This window comes from Burkholderia sp. Bp8986 (genome assembly GCF_003854225.1).
In the GTDB taxonomy this organism is placed as follows: domain Bacteria; phylum Pseudomonadota; class Gammaproteobacteria; order Burkholderiales; family Burkholderiaceae; genus Burkholderia.
Window position 1 is genome coordinate 1 of the sequence record NZ_QTQM01000018.1, and the last position, 17,870, is coordinate 17,870.

Consider the following 17,870-nt stretch of genomic DNA (forward strand, 5'->3'; position numbering starts at 1 on the left):
TGCGAAGCAACGTGACAACCCTCTTTGCCTGATGACCATAGCGAGTCGGTCCCACCCCTTCCCATCCCGAACAGGACCGTGAAACGACTCTACGCCGATGATAGTGCGGATTCCCGTGTGAAAGTAGGTAATCGTCAGGCTCCCTAAGCCAGAAACCCCCGCCCGAAAGGCGGGGGTTTTTGCATTTGCAGCAAAGAAATACGCGATCTCAGGCCGTCGAATCTCTCCCGTTTGTTGCTCAAGCCGCAACGCATATCCACTTTCCATCCTCCAGGACCATTCGCCCGCCTGTTCGCTTCTATCTTCGGTCAATAATCGACTCGCGCGAACTCGGCGAAGCCGCTGGCCTGGCACCATTCATACCCGCTCCACATCGTCGCACCGACTTTTCAAAGTTCGTCCCGTATCGATATTCGCCGTCCGCCGCCTCCGCTTTTTAGCCAAATAGGCCGGAAACTCGTGCGAAATGACGCCTTATTCGGCGTGGCCACGTAGAATTTGCGAATCTCCACCCCAGTAGCATCCAGAACGATGAACGCCGCCACTCAGATAGCTCGGGCCGTATGCCCGCACGATTGTCCGGACACGTGCGCAATGCGTGTGACCGTCGAAAACGGTCGGGCGATCAAGGTCGCGGGCGATCCCGACCATCCGCCGACGCAAGGCGTGCTGTGTACGAAAGTCAGCCGATACGCCGACCGCGTTCATCATCCCGACCGACTCACTGTTCCCCTCAAGCGCGTGGGCGCGAAGGGGGAGGGGCGCTTCGTGCCGATCAGCTGGAGCGAAGCATTCGACGAGATCGGTCGTCGTCTCGGCGAAATCGCCGCGCGCGCGCCGGAGGCGATCCTGCCGTACAGCTACGCGGGAACGATGGGGCTCGTGCAGGGCGAAGGCATCGCCCAGCGGTTCTTCCATAAACTCGGTGCGTCCCGGCTCGAGCGGGCCATCTGCGCGGCGGCCGGCGCAGCAGGGCTGCGCTATACGTATGGCGGAAGCGTCGGCATGCATCTCGAGCATTTCGAGGAAAGCGAGTTGATCCTGATCTGGGGCGCCAACCCGATCGCCTCCAGCCTGCATTTCTGGACCCGTGCGCAGGAAGCCAAGCGTCGCGGCGCCCGTCTCGTCGCAATCGATCCCTACCGCTCGCTGACGGCAGAGAAATGCCATCAGCACATCGCATTGAAACCGGGCACCGACGGAGCGTTCGCGCTCGGCATGATGCATGTGCTGATCACCGAGGATCTGCTCGATCACGACTACATCGCACGCCATACGCTCGGCTTCGATGCGCTCAAGGCGCGAGCCCTGTCCTATCCGCCGGAGCGTGTCGCGCAAATCTGCGGCATCGAGGCGTCGGAACTGATCGAACTCGCACGTCGTTACGGCGCGACCCGCAAGGCATCGATCCGCCTCAATTACGGCATGCAGCGCGTGCGCGGGGGCGGCAACGCCGTGCGCGCGATTGCGAGCCTGCCTGCGCTGACGGGCGCGTGGCGCGACCGGGCCGGCGGGCTGCTGCTGTCGTCGTCGGAATCTGCACCGGTCAATCAGGCGGCGCTGCTGCGCCCCGATCTGATGCCCGGCTGGCCGGAGAAACTGCCGCGCATCATCAACATGAATGCCATCGGCGATGCACTGCTGCATCCGGGCGACGCGACTTTCGGGCCGAAGGTCGAAGCAGTGATCGTCTACAACTCGAATCCGGTTGCGGTTGCCCCCGACTCGTCGAAAGTCGCCGCCGGGTTCGCGCGCGAAGACCTGTTCACGGTCGTTCTCGAGCACTTCAAGACAGATACCGTCGACTTCGCCGACATTGTGTTGCCGGCCACGACGCAGCTCGAGCATCTCGACGTCCACAAGTCGTACGGCCACACCTATGTGATGGCGAATCTGCCGGCGATTCCGCCGGTCGGCGACGCACGACCGAACACCGAAATCTTTCGCGGCATCGCGCGCAGCATGGGGCTGGACGAGCCCGCGCTTTATCACAGCGACGAACAGGTCGCGCAGGCGGCGCTTCGCTGGGACGATCCGGCGCTCGACAGCGACTGGGAGACGTTGAAGCGTGCCGGCTGGCTGAAGCTCAAGGTGGCGGACGCGCCTTTCGCGAATGGCGGCTTTCGCACACCGTCCGGCAAATGCGAGTTCTACAGCGCGCGACTCGAGCAGATGGGCATGGACCCGGTGCCCGATTACCTGCCGCCGTTCGAATCGGCGGAGGCGGCGCCTGAACTCGCCGCCCGCTACCCGCTCGCGATGATTTCGCCGCCGGCCCGACACTTCCTGAACAGCACATTCGTGAACGTGGACAGCCTGCGCAGCACGGAAGGCCAGCCGCATCTCGATATTCATCCGGCCGACGCCGATGCGCGCGGCATCGGGGAGGGCGACGTCGTACGCATATTCAACGACCGCGGATCGATGCAGGCGGTCGCAAGAGTGACCGATCGCGCGCGGGCGGGGCTCGTCGTCGGACTGTCGATCTGGTGGAAGAAATTGTCGGCGGACGGTCGGAACGCGAACGAAGTGACGAGTCAGGCGCTGACCGACCTCGGCAACTCGGCGACCTTTTACGATTGTTTGGTGGAAGTTGAGCGGACTTGACGGAACTTCCAGATATGATCGGACGAATGCGTTCGAAAGTTCGAAGTGGACATCTAACCCTGTTGTCTCAGGACGGGCGAGCCGCTACGATGCGTTTTAGCACGACCATTCGAAAATCAGTGAGGAGACGCGCGGTATGGATAAAATTTGGCTGAAATCGTACCCACCCGGCGTTCCAGCCGAAATCGACGCGTCTCCATATCCTTCCGTCCCGGATCTCCTCGACGAGAGCTTCACGCAGTATCGCGACCGCAAGGCGTTCGTCTGCATGGGCAAGAGCATCACGTACGGCGAACTCGATGCACTGTCACGCCGGTTCGGCGCGTGGCTGCAGTCGCGTGGCCTGAAGCGCGGCGCACGCGTCGCGCTCATGATGCCGAACGTGCTGCAGTACCCGGTGGCGATCGTTGCCGTGCTCCGCGCGGGCTACACCGTCGTCAACGTCAACCCGCTCTATACGCCGCGCGAGCTCGAACATCAGCTGAAGGACAGCGGGGCCGAGGCGATCGTCATTCTTGAGAATTTCGCGTCGACGTTGCAGGCCGTTATCGCCAATACCGACGTCAAGCATGTCGTGGTCGCGTCGATGGGCGACCTGCTGGGCATCAAGGGCTGGCTCGTCAATTACGTCGTACGCAACGTGAAGAAGATGGTGCCGGCCTGGCAGCTCCCGTCGTTCACGCGCTTCAAGGCCGCGCTGTCCGAAGGGGCGCGGCAGACCTTCAAGCCGCCGAAGATCGGCCCCGACGACGTCGCGTTCCTCCAGTACACGGGCGGTACGACGGGTGTCGCGAAGGGCGCGACGCTGCTGCACCGGAACATCGTGTCGAACGTGCTGCAGGCCGGCGCCTGGCACCATCCCGCGCACGCGAAGTACCCGGAGGTGAAGCAATTCGTGACGGTTGTCGCGCTGCCGCTCTATCACGTGTTCGCGCTGACGGTCTGCGGCTTCCTGACGATGCGCACGGGCGGCATGGGCATCCTGATTCCGAATCCGCGCGACATCGGCGGCATGATCAAGGAGCTGAAGGGATACCAGATCTCGACGATTCCCGCCGTCAACACGCTGTACAACGCAATGCTGAACCATCCCGAATTCAACCAGCTCGACCTGTCGAAGCTCGTGATCGCCAACGGCGGTGGCATGGCGATCCAGGAAGGCGTCGCGAAGCGCTGGTACGAGAAGACCCAAACGGCGATCATCGAAGGGTACGGCCTGTCCGAAACGTCGCCGGTCGCGACCTGCAACCCCGTGACGGCGACCGAGTACAGCGGGACGATCGGCCTGCCGCTGCCGTCGACCGAAATTGCCATCCGCGACGACGCCGGCAACGACGTCGCGCTCGGCGAGCCGGGCGAGATCTGCATCCGCGGGCCGCAGGTCATGGCCGGCTACTGGAACCGCCCGGAAGAAACCGCGAAGGTCATGTTCGCGGACGGTTTCTTCAAGACCGGTGACGTCGGCGTGATGGACGCGCGCGGTTACGTGAAGATCGTCGACCGGAAGAAGGACATGATCCTGGTATCCGGTTTCAACGTGTATCCGAACGAGGTCGAGGACGTGGTGGCGTCGCACCCGGGCGTGTTCGAGGTGGCGGCGGTCGGCGTGCCAGACGAGCATTCGGGCGAAGCCGTGAAGCTGTTCGTCGTGAAGAAGGATCCGGCGCTGACCGACAAGGACATCCTCGCGTACTGCAAGGAGCGGCTCACCGGTTACAAGCGGCCGAAACTCGTCGAGTTCCGCACGGAGCTGCCGAAGACGAACGTCGGCAAGATCCTGCGGCGCGAGCTGCGCGACGGACGCGTGTAACACCCAAGTCGAACGAAGGAGCCCGGTCTGTGCCGGGCTCTTTTGCTTGTGGTGCGCATCAGGGCTGCCGCGCCATATCGGAACGGCGCGCGTTCGTCCGGGCGCGCCGCGGCGGGCGGAGCGCCCCGGTCGGGCCGCCCGCCGCCGACTCGATTCGAACGGGGCGGCACTTCGCTGCACGCCGGAGTCGGCAAATGGTGGCGTTCGTGTCGAGTCAGCATCGCGAACGATTCGTCGGCAAGAGTGCGTTACCCGGCGATCATTCCGCGCACACCGCACACCGCACACCGCACACCGCACACCGCACACCGCACACCGCTTCGCAGCCCCAAAAGAAAAGGCGCCCGAAGGCGCCTTCAAGATGCTGCGGCTTGTCAGGCAAGCGGATTAGAACTTGTGACGGATACCGACACGCGCTGCGACCTGGTTGCTGGTCGTCGACGGATCGAGACCGTTGATCGAAGCATGTGCCTGAACGACGTTGCCTGCCGAGTCGAGCGTGTTGCCCGATGCATGCTGGTACACGCCGATCACGTAGACGTCCGTGCGCTTCGACAGGAAGTAGTCGACGCCCAGCGAGCCCTGGTGGTACTTGGCTGCCGAGTTGCCGTCGATCTTGCTGCCTTGCGTGTAGTCGTACGCCGCACCGACGATCAATGCCGGGGTCAGCTGATACTTGAAGTTGATTTCGCCGTTGTTGAAGGTCGCGGTCTGGTTCACGAACGGACCGACCGAGAAGCCCTTGAACTTCGTGTTCGAGTACGTCGCGCCGATCGTCGCTGCGCCGAACGTGTATGCGCCGCCCGCACCGATGACCTGGTACGTGTTCGCGCTGTTCGCATACGCGCCGTAGACCGGCGACGACACGGCCGTCGCCGCAGCCGACGCGCCCGTATTGAACATGCCGCCGAAGTTCGCCGGCGTACGTGCGTTCAAGTAGCCGACACCCAACACCAGCGGGCCGTTGTTGTAACCGGCGCCGAGCGACCAGACCTGGTTCTTCGAGAACTGGCCGGCTTGACCGCCGAAGCTGTACAGGCCGCCGAACGAGAAGCCGCCGTAGGTCGGGCTCGTGTACTTGACCGCGTTGTTCACACGGTAAGCGTTGTTGAAGTTGTCGAGGTCGCCCGGGTGAGCGGCGATGTAGCCGCCCCACTGGTCGCCTGCCTCGAGCGGGCCGACGAAGTCGACGACGGAGTCGTACTGGCGACCCAGCGTGACCGTACCGTACTGGCTCGACAGGCCGACGTAAGCCTGGCGGCCGAACATCAGGCCGCCCTGGCCGAGCTTGCCGGAGTTGACGTCAAAACCGTTCTCGAGCACGAAGATCGCCTTCAGGCCGCTGCCCAGATCTTCGGTGCCGCGCAGGCCGAAGCGGCTGCCTTGCATCACGCCGCTTGCCAGGCCGTACAGATGGCCGCCCTTGGCGTTGTTGTTGAAGATGAAGCCTTCATCGATGATGCCGTAAAGCGTCACGCTGCTTTGCGCATGTGCAGCGCCAGCAAACGCGCCCAGCGCGACGAGCGCGAGAAGCGACTTTTTCATTAACGGATCTCCAAGAATCACTGAATTTTTTTGGCGGGGCGGATAGTTATGGTGTGTTGACGGGCCCCATCAACTTCGCAAGAAGTCGCACGTAATGTAGCAAAGCCGATTTTTCCGACAAAGCGAAATGCCGTGGCTCAAGGTTCCCATGTTTCCTTTATGCAACAATGGTTAAAATCACGGGTTAACCGCAATTTCCGCTGAATAATCAAGTCGGTTACGTAGCGGAGCACGTGCCGTTGCCGCCCGCGGCAGCGCACGCAGCCAGGAGAACAGGATGGTGTTGGACGAACTGATCAGCGAATTCGATCGCGGCCTGCGATCGCTGACCGGCATTAGCCGGATGAGCCGCCCGGTGCCCGCGCCGGCGGAGCCGCCGGCCGGCGAACTGACCCCCGCGGAGCGCACGCATGCCGCGGGGCTGATGCGCGTGAACCACGTCGGCGAGGTCTGTGCGCAGGCGCTTTATCAGGCGCAGAAGCTGACCGCGCGCTCGTCGTCGTCGAAGGCGATGTTCGAGGAAGCCGCGCGCGAGGAGGAGGATCATCTCGCGTGGACCGCGCACCGGCTGAAGGAACTCGATTCGCGTCCGAGCCTGCTCAACCCGCTGTGGTACGCAGGCGCGCTCGCGATCGGTGTCGTCGCCGGCACGCTGGGCGACAAGGTCAGCCTCGGCTTCATGGCGGAGACGGAGCGTCAGGTCGAGAGCCACCTCGACGGGCACCTGTCCGAGCTGCCGGCGACCGACACGGCGTCGCGCGCGATCGTCGAGCAGATGCGGCTCGACGAGGTGAAGCACGGCAAGGCCGCGACCGATGCCGGCGGGATCGAACTGCCGCTGCCCGCACGGATGCTGATGCGCGCCGCGTCGAAAGTCATGACGAGCACTGCATACTATCTGTGACATTCGGAGGTGGGCGGCGCATGACGCCGCCCACCTCCGTCACCCATCGATACCGCCCGTTTTTTCCGCGTTTTCCCGCCCCCGAAAGCCCCGTCCGCACGCCAGTCTGGCCCGCCTTTCTCACGTATCACCTTCACAAGTTGCACTAGCTCATTCATTTATAACGGTTTTTGGTATGAGGGGCCGCATGAGCATGTGCGCGTAAGTCCTTGTTCTAACTAACAAAATTCGTCAAAAAACCGGGCCGCTCCCTTGACCGTGCCAAACCCTTCCTCTAAAGTGGGAGACAGTGTGAGAAAGTGTATTTTTGTGTGATTTGGCGGGCTATTCGGGCTAAATTCTTGAGCGTTGAGCGGGTGCTTCGGTGCCCTGAACGGGAGAGCGGAAAGTGTTCCAAGGGGCGTCGGCGCTGACGCTCGATGCGAAAGGGCGGATGTCGGTGCCGGCTCGCTATCGCGAAGCGCTGCAAGGACAGGCAGAAGGACGGGTGACTGTGACCAAGCACCCGGACGGCTGCCTGTTGCTGTTTCCGCGCCCCGAATGGGAGGTATTCCGCGCCAAGATCGCCGCGCTGCCGATGGATGCACATTGGTGGCGGCGGATCTTTCTCGGCAATGCAATGGATGTCGATCTCGACAGCGCGGGCCGGATTCTCGTATCGCCCGAGCTGCGGATGGCGGCCGGACTGGAAAAGGAAGTCATGTTGTTGGGAATGGGTAGTCACTTCGAGCTGTGGGATTCGCAGACCTACATCGCGAAGGAGCAGGCAGCGATGGCGCAGGGCATGCCCGACGCGCTGAAGAATTTCACGTTCTGATTGCGGTGACGGAGACGCCCGCGATGGGAAACGAATTGCAGCATCGGACCGTGCTTCTGGACGAAGCGGTCGATTCGCTCGTGACGCGGCCGGACGGCATTTATGTCGACGGTACGTTCGGGCGCGGCGGTCACAGCCGCGCGGTGCTCGCGCGGCTGGCGGCGGCCGGCCGGCTGATCGCGTTCGACAAGGATCCGAGGGCGATCGAGACGGCGCAGCGCATCGAGGATGCGCGCTTCTCGATCGTGCATGACAGCTTTGCATCGATGCGCGACGCGCTTGCGGCGCGCGGCGTCGAGAAGGTGTCGGGTGTGTTGCTGGACCTGGGCGTGTCCTCGCCGCAGGTGGACGATCCGGCGCGCGGCTTCAGCTTTCGCGCGGATGGCCCGCTGGACATGCGAATGGATCCGACGCGCGGCGAGTCGGCGGCCGAGTGGCTCGCGCGGGCTTCGGTGCAGGAATTGACGGAGGTGATACGGGATTATGGGGAAGAACGGTTTGCTTTTCAGATTGCAAAGGCGCTTGTTGCTCGCCGGGCAGAGTCCGACCGTCTTGGGCCTCTCGACACCACGGGCGAGCTTGCCCAAATCGTGGGTAACGTCGTCAAAACCCGTGAGAAGGGCAAGGATCCGGCAACCCGCACCTTTCAGGCTATACGGATTCACGTCAATCAAGAGCTTGCGGACCTGCAAGTCGTACTAGACGCGGCATTGTCGTTGCTGGAGCAAGGGGGGCGGCTGGTGGTCATCAGCTTTCATTCACTCGAGGACCGGATCGTCAAGCGATTCATGCAGGCGCACGCGAGCGCGCCTGCGGTCGATCGTCGCCTGCCGATCCGCGCCGTCGACCTCCCGAGCCCGCCGCTCAAGATCATCAGCCGCCAGTTTCCGAGCGAAGCGGAAGTTGCCGCGAATCCGCGCGCCCGGTCGGCCGTGATGCGCATCGCGGAGCGCGTCACGCCATGAGCCGCTTCAATATCTTCCTGCTGATCATCGTGATGGGCTGCGCGCTGTCGGTCGTCAACTCGACGAACCAGCAGCGCCAGATCTTCATCCAGCTGCAGCGCGCGCAGTCGCAGGAGCGTCAGCTCCAGCAGGACTACGCGCAGCTTCAATATCAGCAGAGCGCGCTGTCGAAGACGTCGCGTATCGAGCAACTCGCGAACGATTCGCTGAAGATGCAGGCGATCACGACGGGTCGCACCCAATACCTGACGCTGCCGCCGGGCGCCGTGAAGGCGATCGACGCACCGATTCCGGCTTCGGCCGAGACGGCCGCCAAGGGCGGGGGAGGCGCGCGATGAAGCCGGCACAAAAGCGCCAGGACGTGAAATTCTCGTCGAGCCCCGTGCTCGGCGTGCACCTGCCGATGTGGCGCTCGAAATTCGTCGTGTTCCTGCTGTTCATGGCGTTCGTCGCACTGGCCGCGCGGGCGTTCTGGATCCAGGGGCCCGGCAACGCGTTCTATCAGAAGCAGGGCGAAAGCCGCTACCAGCGCACGATCGAGCTGCCGGCCACGCGCGGCAAGATCCTCGACCGTAACGGGCTCGTGCTCGCGACGAGCCTGCCCGTGCGCGCGATCTGGGCGATTCCGGATGCGGTGCCGGACGATCTCGGCGCGGACAAGGTCAATCAGCTCGGCAAGCTCCTCGGCATGACGCCGAAGGAACTGCGCGTGAAGCTGTCGGAAGACAAGGGTTTCGTCTACGTGAAGCGCCAGGTGCCGATCGACATCGCGGACAAGGTCGCCGCGCTCGACATCCCCGGCGTCTATCAGCGCAACGAATACAAGCGCTTCTATCCGGAGGGCGAGATCACCGCTCACCTGATCGGCTTCACGAACGTCGAGGACGAAGGGCAGGAAGGCGTCGAGCTCGGCGACCAGAAGATGCTGTCCGGCACGTCCGGCGTGCGCCGCGTGATCAAGGACCGGATGGGGCACATCGTCGAGGACGTCGCCGAGCAGATTCCGCCGCACAACGGGACAGACGTCGACCTGTCGATCGACAGCAAGATCCAGTACATCGCGTATGCGAACCTGAAGGCCGCCGTCGAGAAGTTCAAGGCGAAGGCCGGCGCGGCGATGGTGGTCGACGTGCGTACCGGCGAGGTGCTCGCGCTCGTCAACTATCCGACGTACAACCCGAACGACCGTTCGCGCATGACGGGCGAGCAGTTGCGCAACCGGATCATGACCGACGTGTTCGAGCCGGGCTCGATCATGAAGCCGTTTACGGTGTCGCTCGCGCTCGACCTGCACCGCGTGACGCCGAACACGCTCGTCGAAACGGGCAACGGGCATTTCGTGCTCGACGGCGCGCCGATCACCGACGACGCGGGTTTCGGCACGCTGACGGTCGGCGGCGTGATCCAGAAGTCGAGCAACATCGGCGCGACGAAGATCGCGATGACGATGCGGCCCGAGGAAATGTGGAATATGTATACGAGCATCGGCCTCGGTCAGGCGCCGAAGGTCGGGTTCCCGGGCGCGGTGGCCGGCCGCCTGCGTCCGTGGAAGAGCTGGCGGCGCATCGAGCAGGCGACGATGTCGTACGGCTACGGCCTGTCGGTGTCGCTGTTCCAGCTCGCGCGCGCCTACACGGCGATCGCGCACGACGGCGAGCTGATGCCCGTGACCATTTTCAAGACCGACCCCAATCAGCCGATCGTGGGCACGCAGGTGTTCAACCCGACCACCGCGCGCGAAGTGCGCGCGATGCTCGAGACGGTGGTCGCGCCGGGCGGCACGTCGCCGGATGCGGCCGTGCCGGGTTATCGGGTCGGCGGCAAGAGCGGTACCGCGTACAAGCATGAGGGTCACGGCTACACGCGCAAGTACCGCGCGTCGTTCGTCGGGATGGCGCCGATGCCGAATCCGCGCGTCGTGATCGCGGTGTCGGTCGACGAGCCGACCGCCGGCAGCCACTTCGGCGGCCAGGTGTCGGGCCCCGTATTCTCGGCGATCGCGGGCGACACGATGCGTGCGCTGAACGTGCCGCCGAACATGCCGATCAAGCAACTGGTCGTGTCCGACGACACGCCGGGCACGCCCGCCAAGACGGGCCCGCAAAAGCTCGCCGCCGGCGGCAGTGCGAAGCATATGATCGTATCCAGCACGACACGTAATTCACCAGGAGTTGTTCGATGAGCGCCGCTCGCAGTTCCCATCCGGCGCATCAGCAGATCGCGGCCGCGCTTGCGTGGCTGCGCCAGCATGTGGCCCCCGCGGCGCAACTGCATGCCGACACGCGCAGCCTGCAGGCAGGCGACGTGTTTCTCGGCTATGCGGTCGACGGGGCAGACAATCGCGCCTTCATTGCCGAGGCCGTCTCCCGCGGTGCGGCCGCCGTGCTGTACCAGCCGGAAGGCCTCGCAGCCGCGCCGGCCGCACCCGTCGCACTCGCAGTGCCGGCGCTCGACCAGCTGGCCGGCGAGATCGCCAGCGGCTGGTACGGCGACCCGAGCGACAGCCTGCTCGTCATCGGCGTGACCGGCACCAACGGCAAGACGTCGTGCACGCACTGGATCGCGGCCGCGCTGACGGCGCTGCACCAGCCGTGCGCGCTGATCGGCACGCTCGGCAGCGGCATGCCGGGGCAGCTGGTGCCGACCGGCTTCACGACGCCGGACGCGCCGCAGCTGCAGCGCAGCCTCGCGCAACTGCACGACGCGGGCGCAAAGGCCGTCGCGATGGAAGTGTCGTCGCACGCGCTGCACCAGGGCCGCGTGAACGGCACGGCGTTCGACATCGCCGTGTTCACGAACCTCACGCAGGATCACCTCGACTATCACGGCACGTTCGATGCGTACGAAGCCTCGAAGTCGAAGCTGTTCGCATGGCGCGGCCTGCGCGCGGCGGTCGTCAATCGCGACGACGCAGCCGGCCGCCGCCTGCTCGAGAAGCTGGCCGGCCGCGTGCGCACGATCGCCTACGGGATCGGCGACGTGCACGCAGCCGACGCCGATCGCGAGCTGGTCGCGCTCGACGTGCGCGCGACCGCCACGGGCACGGCATTCCGCCTGCGCTCGTCGTGGGGCGACGCGGACATCGAGGTCGGCACGCTCGGCACGTTCAACGTCAGCAACCTGCTCGCGGTGCTCGGCTCGCTGCTCGCGGCCGACCTGCCGTTCGACGCGGCGGTCGCGGAGATTGCGCGGCTCGAGTCCGTCAACGGCCGCATGCAGCGCCTTGGCGGCCGGCTGGCGAACGATGAACCGCTGGTCGTGATCGACTATGCACATACGCCCGACGCGCTAGAGAAGACGCTCGACGCGTTGCGCCCGATCGCGGCGGCGCGCGGCGGCCGGCTCGTCTGCATGTTCGGCTGCGGCGGCGATCGCGATGCGACCAAGCGTCCGCTGATGGGCGCGATCGCCGAGCGGCTCGCCGACGAAGTCGTCGTCACGAGCGACAACCCGCGCAGCGAGGATCCGCAGCGCATCATCGATCAGGTCATCTCGGGCATGACCGCGCCCGATCGCGCACGCCGCATCGAGGATCGCGCGAGCGCGATCCTGCAGGCCGTGCGCGGCGCCGCCCGCGAGGATGTCGTCGTGCTGGCCGGCAAGGGGCACGAGGCAACGCAGGAAATCATGGGCAAGAAGCGCACGTTCTCCGATCAGGATCACGCGCGGCTCGCACTCGCGGCACGCGCGACGCACGGCAAGGGAGGCGGCGAATGACGATGCTCAGTCTGGGCGAAGCCGCCCGCCTGATTCCCGGCGCCACCGTCCACGGCGATCCGGACACCACGTTCGAGCGCGTGTCGACGGACAGCCGCACGGTCGGCCCCGGCGACCTGTTCGTCGCGCTGAAGGGCGAGCGCTTCGACGCGCACGACTTCCTCGGCGACGTGGCCGCGCGCGGCGCGTCGGCGGCGCTCGTCGCACACGTGCCAGCGGGCCTCGCGATGCCGACGATCGAAGGCGGTGAAACGCGTGCCGCGCTCGGCGCGCTCGCGCACGGCTGGCGCAAACGATTCGCGCTGCCGCTCGTCGCGGTGACGGGCAGCAACGGCAAGACGACCGTCAAGGAAATGATCGCGTCGATCTTCGCCGCGGCGGTCGGTACCGACGCGCGGCTCGCGACGGCCGGCAACCTGAACAACGACGTCGGGCTGCCGCTGACGTTGCTGCGCCTGTCGACCGCGCATCGCCTCGCGGTAATCGAGATCGGCATGAATCACCCGGGCGAAACCGAAGTTCTGGCGCGCCTCACCGCGCCCACGGTCGCGCTCGTCAACAACGCGCAGCGCGAACACCAGGAATTCATGGCGACGGTCGAAGCCGTCGCGCTCGAACACGCGGCCGTGATCCACGCGCTGCCGCCGGACGGCGTCGCGGTGTTCCCGGCCGACGATGCGTACGCGGGCATCTGGCGCGTCGCGGCGACCGGCAACCGGATCCTCGATTTCGCACTGCACGACGCCGAACGGCAGAACGATGCGCAGGTCGTCGGTCGCCTTCACGGCGGCGAACTCGCGATCGACACGCCGGCGGGCGCCGTCACGGTGCGGTTGCGTGCGCTCGGCGAGCACAACGCGCGCAACGCGCTGGCCGCGACGGCCGCGGCGCTGGGCGCGGGTGTCGAACTGTCGGCGATCAAGCAGGGCCTCGAGTCGTTCGAACCGGTCAAGGGCCGGCTCCAGGTGAAGCAGGCGATCGCCGGCAGCCTCGCGGGCGCGACGGTCGTCGACGATACGTACAACGCGAACCCCGATTCGATGCGTGCGGCGATCGACGTGCTTGCTGCCCATCCGGCGCCGCGCGTGCTGGTGATCGGCGACATGGGTGAAGTCGGCGACGAAGGCCCGGCGTTTCACCGGGAGATCGGTGCGTATGCGCGCGAGCGCGGCATCGATGCGCTGTTCGCGCTCGGCGATGCGTCGCGCGATGCGTGCACGGCGTACGGCGAGACGGCCCGCCACTTCGGCGACGTCGGCGCGCTGGTGACGGCGCTGCTCGCGGCGGGCTATGGCGCGCGGGCGACGGTGCTCGTGAAGGGCTCGCGGTACATGAAGATGGAGCGCGTGGTCGACGCGCTGACGAACCAACCCGCGGCGGGCACGGTGCCCGCTGCACACTGAGTAGAAGGAAGGAAGCATGCTGCTGGCGCTGGCGCAATGGCTGCAGGGAGACGCAAGCTTTTTGCGCTTGTTCACGTACCTGACGTTCCGTGCGGTGATGGCTACCATCACCGCGCTCGGTATCGGGCTCGTGTGCGGACCGTGGGTGATCCGCAAGCTGACGCAAATGAAGGTCGGGCAGGCCGTGCGCAAGGACGGCCCGCAAAGCCATCTCGTCAAGTCCGGCACGCCGACGATGGGCGGCGTGCTGATCCTGATCGGCATCGCGGTCGCGACGCTGCTGTGGGGCGACCTGACGAACCGTTTCATCTGGATCGTGATGCTCGTCACGTTCGGCTTCGGCGTGATCGGCTGGGTCGACGACTACCGCAAGGTCGTCTACAAGGACCCGCGCGGGATGTCGTCGCGCGAAAAGTATTTCTGGCAGTCGGTGATCGGGCTGTTCGCGGCGGTCTACCTCGCATTCAGCGTGTCCGAGGCGAACAACGTGCGCGTGTTCGACCTGTTCATGGCGTGGGTGAGGAGCGGCCTGTCGATGGGGCTGCCGGCGCGGGCCGACCTGATGCTGCCGTTCCTGAAGTCGATCAGCTATCCGCTGGGCGTCTGGGGCTTCATCGTGCTGACGTATTTCGTGATCGTCGGCGCGAGCAACGCGGTGAACCTGACCGACGGCCTCGACGGGCTCGTGATCATGCCGGTCGTGCTGGTCGGCGGGTCGCTCGGCGTGTTCGCGTACGTGATGGGCAGCTCGGTCTATTCGAAATACCTGCTGTTCCCGCACATCCCGGGCGCCGGTGAACTGCTGATCTTCTGTTCCGCGATGGGCGGGGCGGGGCTCGCGTTCCTCTGGTACAACACGCACCCCGCGCAGGTGTTCATGGGCGACGTCGGCGCGCTGGCGCTCGGCGGCGCGCTCGGCACGGTCGCGGTGATCGTGCGCCAGGAAATCGTGCTGTTCATCATGGGCGGCATCTTCGTCGCGGAAACGCTGTCGGTGATGCTGCAGGTGTCGTGGTTCAAGTACACGAAGAAGCGTTACGGCGAAGGGCGGCGCCTGCTGAAGATGGCGCCGCTGCATCACCATTTCGAATTGTCCGGCTGGAAGGAAACGCAGGTGGTGGTGCGTTTCTGGATCATCACGCTGATGCTGTGCCTGTTCGGTCTGTCCACCCTCAAGCTGCGGTAAAGGAAAGGTAACAAGGATGTCTGGCGAGATGTTTGGAGATCGGCAGCGGCCGATGGTGCTCGTACTGGGGCTCGGTGAATCGGGCCTCGCAATCGCGCGGTGGTGCGCGAGGCACGGGTGCCGGCTGCGTATTGCCGATACCCGCGAGGCGCCGCCGAACCTTGCCGCGCTGCAGGCCGAAGGCATCGATGCGGAGTTCGTCGGCGGGCCGTTCACGCCCGCGCTGCTCGACGGCGGCGTCGAGATCGTCGGGCTGAGCCCCGGCCTGTCGCCGCTCGAACCGGCGCTGGCGGCGCTGATCGCGGCCGCGAACGAGCGCGCGATCGCGGTCTGGGGCGAACTGGAATTCTTCGCGCAGGCGCTGCGCGCGCTCGGCACGAGCGGCTACCAGCCGAAGGTGCTCGCGATCACCGGCACCAACGGCAAGACCACGACGACGAGCCTGACGGGCCTGCTGTGCCGGCGTTCGGGCAAGAAGGTCGCCGTCGCCGGCAACATCAGCCCGGCGATGCTCGACCGGCTCGCGGGCGCGATCGACGAGACGGCGCTGCCCGACGTCTGGGTGCTCGAACTGTCGAGCTTCCAGCTCGAGACGGCGCGCACGTTCGCACCCGACGCGGCCGCGATTCTCAACATCACGCAGGATCACCTCGACTGGCACGGCAGCTTCGACGCGTATGCGGCCGCGAAGGGCCGGATCTTCGGCGCGACGACGACGCGCGTGCTCAACCGCGACGATGCGGCCGTGATGAAGTTCGCGCCGGCCGCCGGCGCGGCCGATGCGGCGCGCACGGTCACGTTCGGGCTGAACGAACCGGTGCAGGACGGCGACTACGGGCTGTCGCGCGATAACGGTATCGCGTGGCTGGTCGAAGCGGTCGACCGCGACGCGCCGGACGAAACGACGACGACCCGCCGGCGCAAGCGCGACGGCGCGCATACGCCCGACATCGCGCAGAAGCGCCTGATGCCGGTCGACGCGCTGCGCATCCGCGGGCTGCACAACGCGGCGAACGCGCTGGCCGCGTTCGCGCTTGCGCGTGCGATCGACTTGGCCGCAGCGCCGCTGCTGCACGCGCTGCGCGAATACCGCGGCGAGGCGCATCGCGTCGAAGTGATCGCGACGATCGACGACGTGGACTACGTCGACGACAGCAAGGGAACGAACGTCGGCGCGACGGTGGCCGCGCTCGACGGGCTCGCGCAGAAGATCGTGCTGATCGCCGGCGGCGACGGCAAGGGGCAGGATTTCGCGCCGCTGGTCGCGCCGGTCGCGCGCTGGTGTCGTGCGGTGATGCTGATCGGCCGCGACGCGCCGGCGATTCGCGACACGCTCGCCGAAACCGGCGTGCCGCTCGCGGACCACGCGACGCTCGAAGGCGCGGTGCGTGCCGCCGCCGAGCTCGCCGAGCCGGGCGATGCGGTGCTGCTGTCGCCCGCGTGCGCGAGCCTCGACATGTTCAGGAACTACGCCCATCGCGCGGAGGTGTTCCGCGCGGCGGTGGATGAAGTCGCCATCGACAAAGGAGCGACGCCATGAGCTGGTCCGATCGCCTCGTCTCCCGTTTCAACGACCGGCGCGACACCGGCGGCAATGCCGCCGGCGGCCGCGTCGCGTCCGCCACGCGCGCTGCGACCGGCGGCCTCGCGAGCGTCGTCAACGGCGTGCGGCCGAGCCGCTCGCGGATGCTCGACTTCGACTACTCGCTGCTGTGGGTCGCGATCGCGCTGCTCGGGCTCGGCGTCGTGATGGTGTATTCGGCGTCGATCGCGATGCCCGATTCGCCGAAATACGCGTCGTATCACGATTACGCGTTCCTGATGCGCCACTGCGTGTCGCTCGTCGTTGCGTTCATCGCGGCGGTGATCGCGTTCCGCGTGCCCGTGTCGACCTGGGACAAATACGCGCCGCATCTCTTCCTGATCGCGCTGGTCGGCCTCGTGATCGTGCTGATCCCGCACGTCGGCAAGGGCGTGAACGGCGCGCGCCGCTGGATTCCGCTCGGCATCACGAACATGCAGCCGTCGGAAATCATGAAGCTCGCGGTGACGATCTACGCGGCGAACTACACGGTGCGCAAGCAGGAGTACATGCAGAGCTTCGCGAAAGGCTTTCTGCCGATGGCGTTCGCGGTCGGTCTCGTCGGCGCGCTGCTGCTGCTCGAGCCGGACATGGGCGCGTTCATGGTGGTCGCCGCGATCGCGATGGGCGTGCTGTTCCTCGGCGGCGTGAACGGCAAGCTGTTCGGCGGCCTGGTCGCGACGGCGGTCGGCACCTTCACGATGCTCGTATGGCTGTCGCCGTGGCGTCGCGAGCGGATCTTCGCGTATCTCGATCCGTGGGACGAACGGTATGCGCAGGGCAAGGCGTACCAGCTCACGCATTCGCTGATCGCGTTCGGCCGCGGCGAGTGGTTCGGCGTCGGCCTCGGCGGCAGCGTCGAGAAGCTGAACTACCTGCCCGAAGCGCATACCGACTTCATCCTCGCGGTGATCGGCGAGGAACTCGGCTTCGTCGGCGTGATGGTCGTGATCCTGCTGTTCTACTGGATCGTGCGCCGCGCGTTCGAGATCGGCCGCCAGGCGCTCGCGCTCGATCGCACGTTCGCGGGCCTGACGGCGAAGGGCATCGGTATCTGGTTCGGCGCGCAGACGTTCATCAACATGGGCGTGAACCTCGGCCTGCTGCCGACCAAGGGCCTGACGCTGCCGCTCGTGAGCTATGGCGGTTCGGGCATCCTGCTGAACTGTGTCGCGCTCGCGGTGCTGCTGCGGGTCGATTATGAAAATCGCGTCCTGATGCGGGGAGGGAAGGTATGACCTCCCTGCGTCAGGACGCGATTTCGGCGAAGGCTAACTTCGTGCGCGAAGCGTGCGAAGTTAAGCGTAGCGGCCGTAGCCAAAACGTTCGTTCAT

The 17,870-nt window shown here is 65.7% G+C and carries 13 protein-coding genes and 1 rRNA gene; 13 read left to right on the forward strand and 1 reads right to left on the reverse strand.

Annotation, left to right across the window (positions count from 1 at the left end):
* Positions 1-27: 27 nt before the first annotated feature.
* From rrf to DID99_RS17680, 3 genes are all read left to right on the forward strand, one after another.
* A 5S ribosomal RNA gene (rrf, locus tag DID99_RS17670) occupies positions 28-140 on the forward strand.
* A gap of 391 nt (positions 141-531) precedes the next feature.
* A complete protein-coding gene (locus DID99_RS17675) occupies positions 532-2,607 on the forward strand; it encodes a molybdopterin-dependent oxidoreductase (protein WP_124667232.1) in 2,076 nt (691 codons plus the stop codon).
* 136 nt (positions 2,608-2,743) lie between these two features.
* On the forward strand, positions 2,744-4,417 hold the full coding sequence (locus tag DID99_RS17680) for a long-chain fatty acid--CoA ligase (RefSeq protein WP_124667233.1): 1,674 nt from the start codon (positions 2,744-2,746) through the stop codon (positions 4,415-4,417).
* A 387-nt stretch (positions 4,418-4,804) separates the two neighbouring features.
* Here DID99_RS17680 and DID99_RS17685 read toward each other — a convergent pair whose 3' ends face one another.
* Positions 4,805-5,962: a porin gene (locus DID99_RS17685; protein WP_044844243.1), complete on the reverse strand. Its 1,158-nt coding sequence runs from the start codon at positions 5,960-5,962 to the stop codon at positions 4,805-4,807.
* Positions 5,963-6,239: 277 nt separating this feature from the next.
* On the opposite strand from DID99_RS17685, the gene coq7 reads away from it, so the two are divergent.
* The 10 genes from coq7 to ftsW all read left to right on the forward strand — a co-directional run bounded on the left by coq7 (position 6,240) and on the right by ftsW (position 17,774).
* Positions 6,240-6,866 (forward strand): 2-polyprenyl-3-methyl-6-methoxy-1,4-benzoquinone monooxygenase, encoded by a 627-nt coding sequence (coq7, locus tag DID99_RS17690; RefSeq protein ID WP_059608158.1) that lies wholly within the window; start codon positions 6,240-6,242, stop codon positions 6,864-6,866.
* A 388-nt stretch (positions 6,867-7,254) separates the two neighbouring features.
* A complete protein-coding gene (gene mraZ / locus DID99_RS17695) occupies positions 7,255-7,683 on the forward strand; it encodes a division/cell wall cluster transcriptional repressor MraZ (RefSeq protein ID WP_006400450.1) in 429 nt (142 codons plus the stop codon).
* A gap of 23 nt (positions 7,684-7,706) precedes the next feature.
* Positions 7,707-8,648, forward strand: a complete 942-nt coding sequence (gene rsmH, locus DID99_RS17700) for a 16S rRNA (cytosine(1402)-N(4))-methyltransferase RsmH (protein ID WP_044844251.1) — start codon at positions 7,707-7,709, stop codon at positions 8,646-8,648.
* A complete protein-coding gene (ftsL, locus tag DID99_RS17705) occupies positions 8,645-8,986 on the forward strand; it encodes a cell division protein FtsL (protein ID WP_044844241.1) in 342 nt (113 codons plus the stop codon). Before rsmH ends, ftsL begins: the two co-directional genes overlap by 4 nt.
* The gene (locus DID99_RS17710) at positions 8,983-10,830 is read left to right on the forward strand and encodes a penicillin-binding protein 2 (RefSeq protein WP_124667234.1); all 1,848 of its coding nucleotides are present in this window, start codon (positions 8,983-8,985) and stop codon (positions 10,828-10,830) included. Before ftsL ends, DID99_RS17710 begins: the two co-directional genes overlap by 4 nt.
* Positions 10,827-12,365 (forward strand): UDP-N-acetylmuramoyl-L-alanyl-D-glutamate--2,6-diaminopimelate ligase, encoded by a 1,539-nt coding sequence (locus DID99_RS17715; protein ID WP_124667235.1) that lies wholly within the window; start codon positions 10,827-10,829, stop codon positions 12,363-12,365. Before DID99_RS17710 ends, DID99_RS17715 begins: the two co-directional genes overlap by 4 nt.
* On the forward strand, positions 12,362-13,768 hold the full coding sequence (gene murF / locus DID99_RS17720; RefSeq protein ID WP_124667236.1) for a UDP-N-acetylmuramoyl-tripeptide--D-alanyl-D-alanine ligase: 1,407 nt from the start codon (positions 12,362-12,364) through the stop codon (positions 13,766-13,768). Before DID99_RS17715 ends, murF begins: the two co-directional genes overlap by 4 nt.
* A gap of 16 nt (positions 13,769-13,784) precedes the next feature.
* Entirely contained in the window at positions 13,785-14,954 is a 1,170-nt protein-coding gene (gene mraY / locus DID99_RS17725; RefSeq protein ID WP_006752439.1) for a phospho-N-acetylmuramoyl-pentapeptide-transferase, read from the forward strand.
* A 28-nt stretch (positions 14,955-14,982) separates the two neighbouring features.
* Entirely contained in the window at positions 14,983-16,494 is a 1,512-nt protein-coding gene (murD, locus tag DID99_RS17730; RefSeq protein ID WP_044844237.1) for a UDP-N-acetylmuramoyl-L-alanine--D-glutamate ligase, read from the forward strand.
* On the forward strand, positions 16,491-17,774 hold the full coding sequence (gene ftsW, locus DID99_RS17735; RefSeq protein ID WP_044844236.1) for a putative lipid II flippase FtsW: 1,284 nt from the start codon (positions 16,491-16,493) through the stop codon (positions 17,772-17,774). The genes murD and ftsW overlap by 4 nt, the downstream gene beginning before the upstream one ends.
* The last annotated feature ends 96 nt before the right edge of the window (positions 17,775-17,870 follow it).

What these genes read in the sequence shown, in the direction of transcription:
- coq7 (WP_059608158.1), top strand. Translation starts at nt 6,240, where the DNA reads ATGGTGTTGGACGAACTGATCAGCGAATTCGATCGCGGCCTGCGATCG.
- DID99_RS17710 (WP_124667234.1), top strand. Translation starts at nt 8,983, where the DNA reads ATGAAGCCGGCACAAAAGCGCCAGGACGTGAAATTCTCGTCGAGCCCC.
- ftsL (WP_044844241.1), top strand. Translation starts at nt 8,645, where the DNA reads ATGAGCCGCTTCAATATCTTCCTGCTGATCATCGTGATGGGCTGCGCG.
- DID99_RS17680 (WP_124667233.1), top strand. Translation starts at nt 2,744, where the DNA reads ATGGATAAAATTTGGCTGAAATCGTACCCACCCGGCGTTCCAGCCGAA.
- rsmH (WP_044844251.1), top strand. Translation starts at nt 7,707, where the DNA reads ATGGGAAACGAATTGCAGCATCGGACCGTGCTTCTGGACGAAGCGGTC.
- DID99_RS17675 (WP_124667232.1), top strand. Translation starts at nt 532, where the DNA reads ATGAACGCCGCCACTCAGATAGCTCGGGCCGTATGCCCGCACGATTGT.
- mraY (WP_006752439.1), top strand. Translation starts at nt 13,785, where the DNA reads ATGCTGCTGGCGCTGGCGCAATGGCTGCAGGGAGACGCAAGCTTTTTG.
- murD (WP_044844237.1), top strand. Translation starts at nt 14,983, where the DNA reads ATGTTTGGAGATCGGCAGCGGCCGATGGTGCTCGTACTGGGGCTCGGT.
- ftsW (WP_044844236.1), top strand. Translation starts at nt 16,491, where the DNA reads ATGAGCTGGTCCGATCGCCTCGTCTCCCGTTTCAACGACCGGCGCGAC.
- DID99_RS17715 (WP_124667235.1), top strand. Translation starts at nt 10,827, where the DNA reads ATGAGCGCCGCTCGCAGTTCCCATCCGGCGCATCAGCAGATCGCGGCC.
- DID99_RS17685 (WP_044844243.1), bottom strand. Translation starts at nt 5,962, where the DNA reads ATGAAAAAGTCGCTTCTCGCGCTCGTCGCGCTGGGCGCGTTTGCTGGC.
- murF (WP_124667236.1), top strand. Translation starts at nt 12,362, where the DNA reads ATGACGATGCTCAGTCTGGGCGAAGCCGCCCGCCTGATTCCCGGCGCC.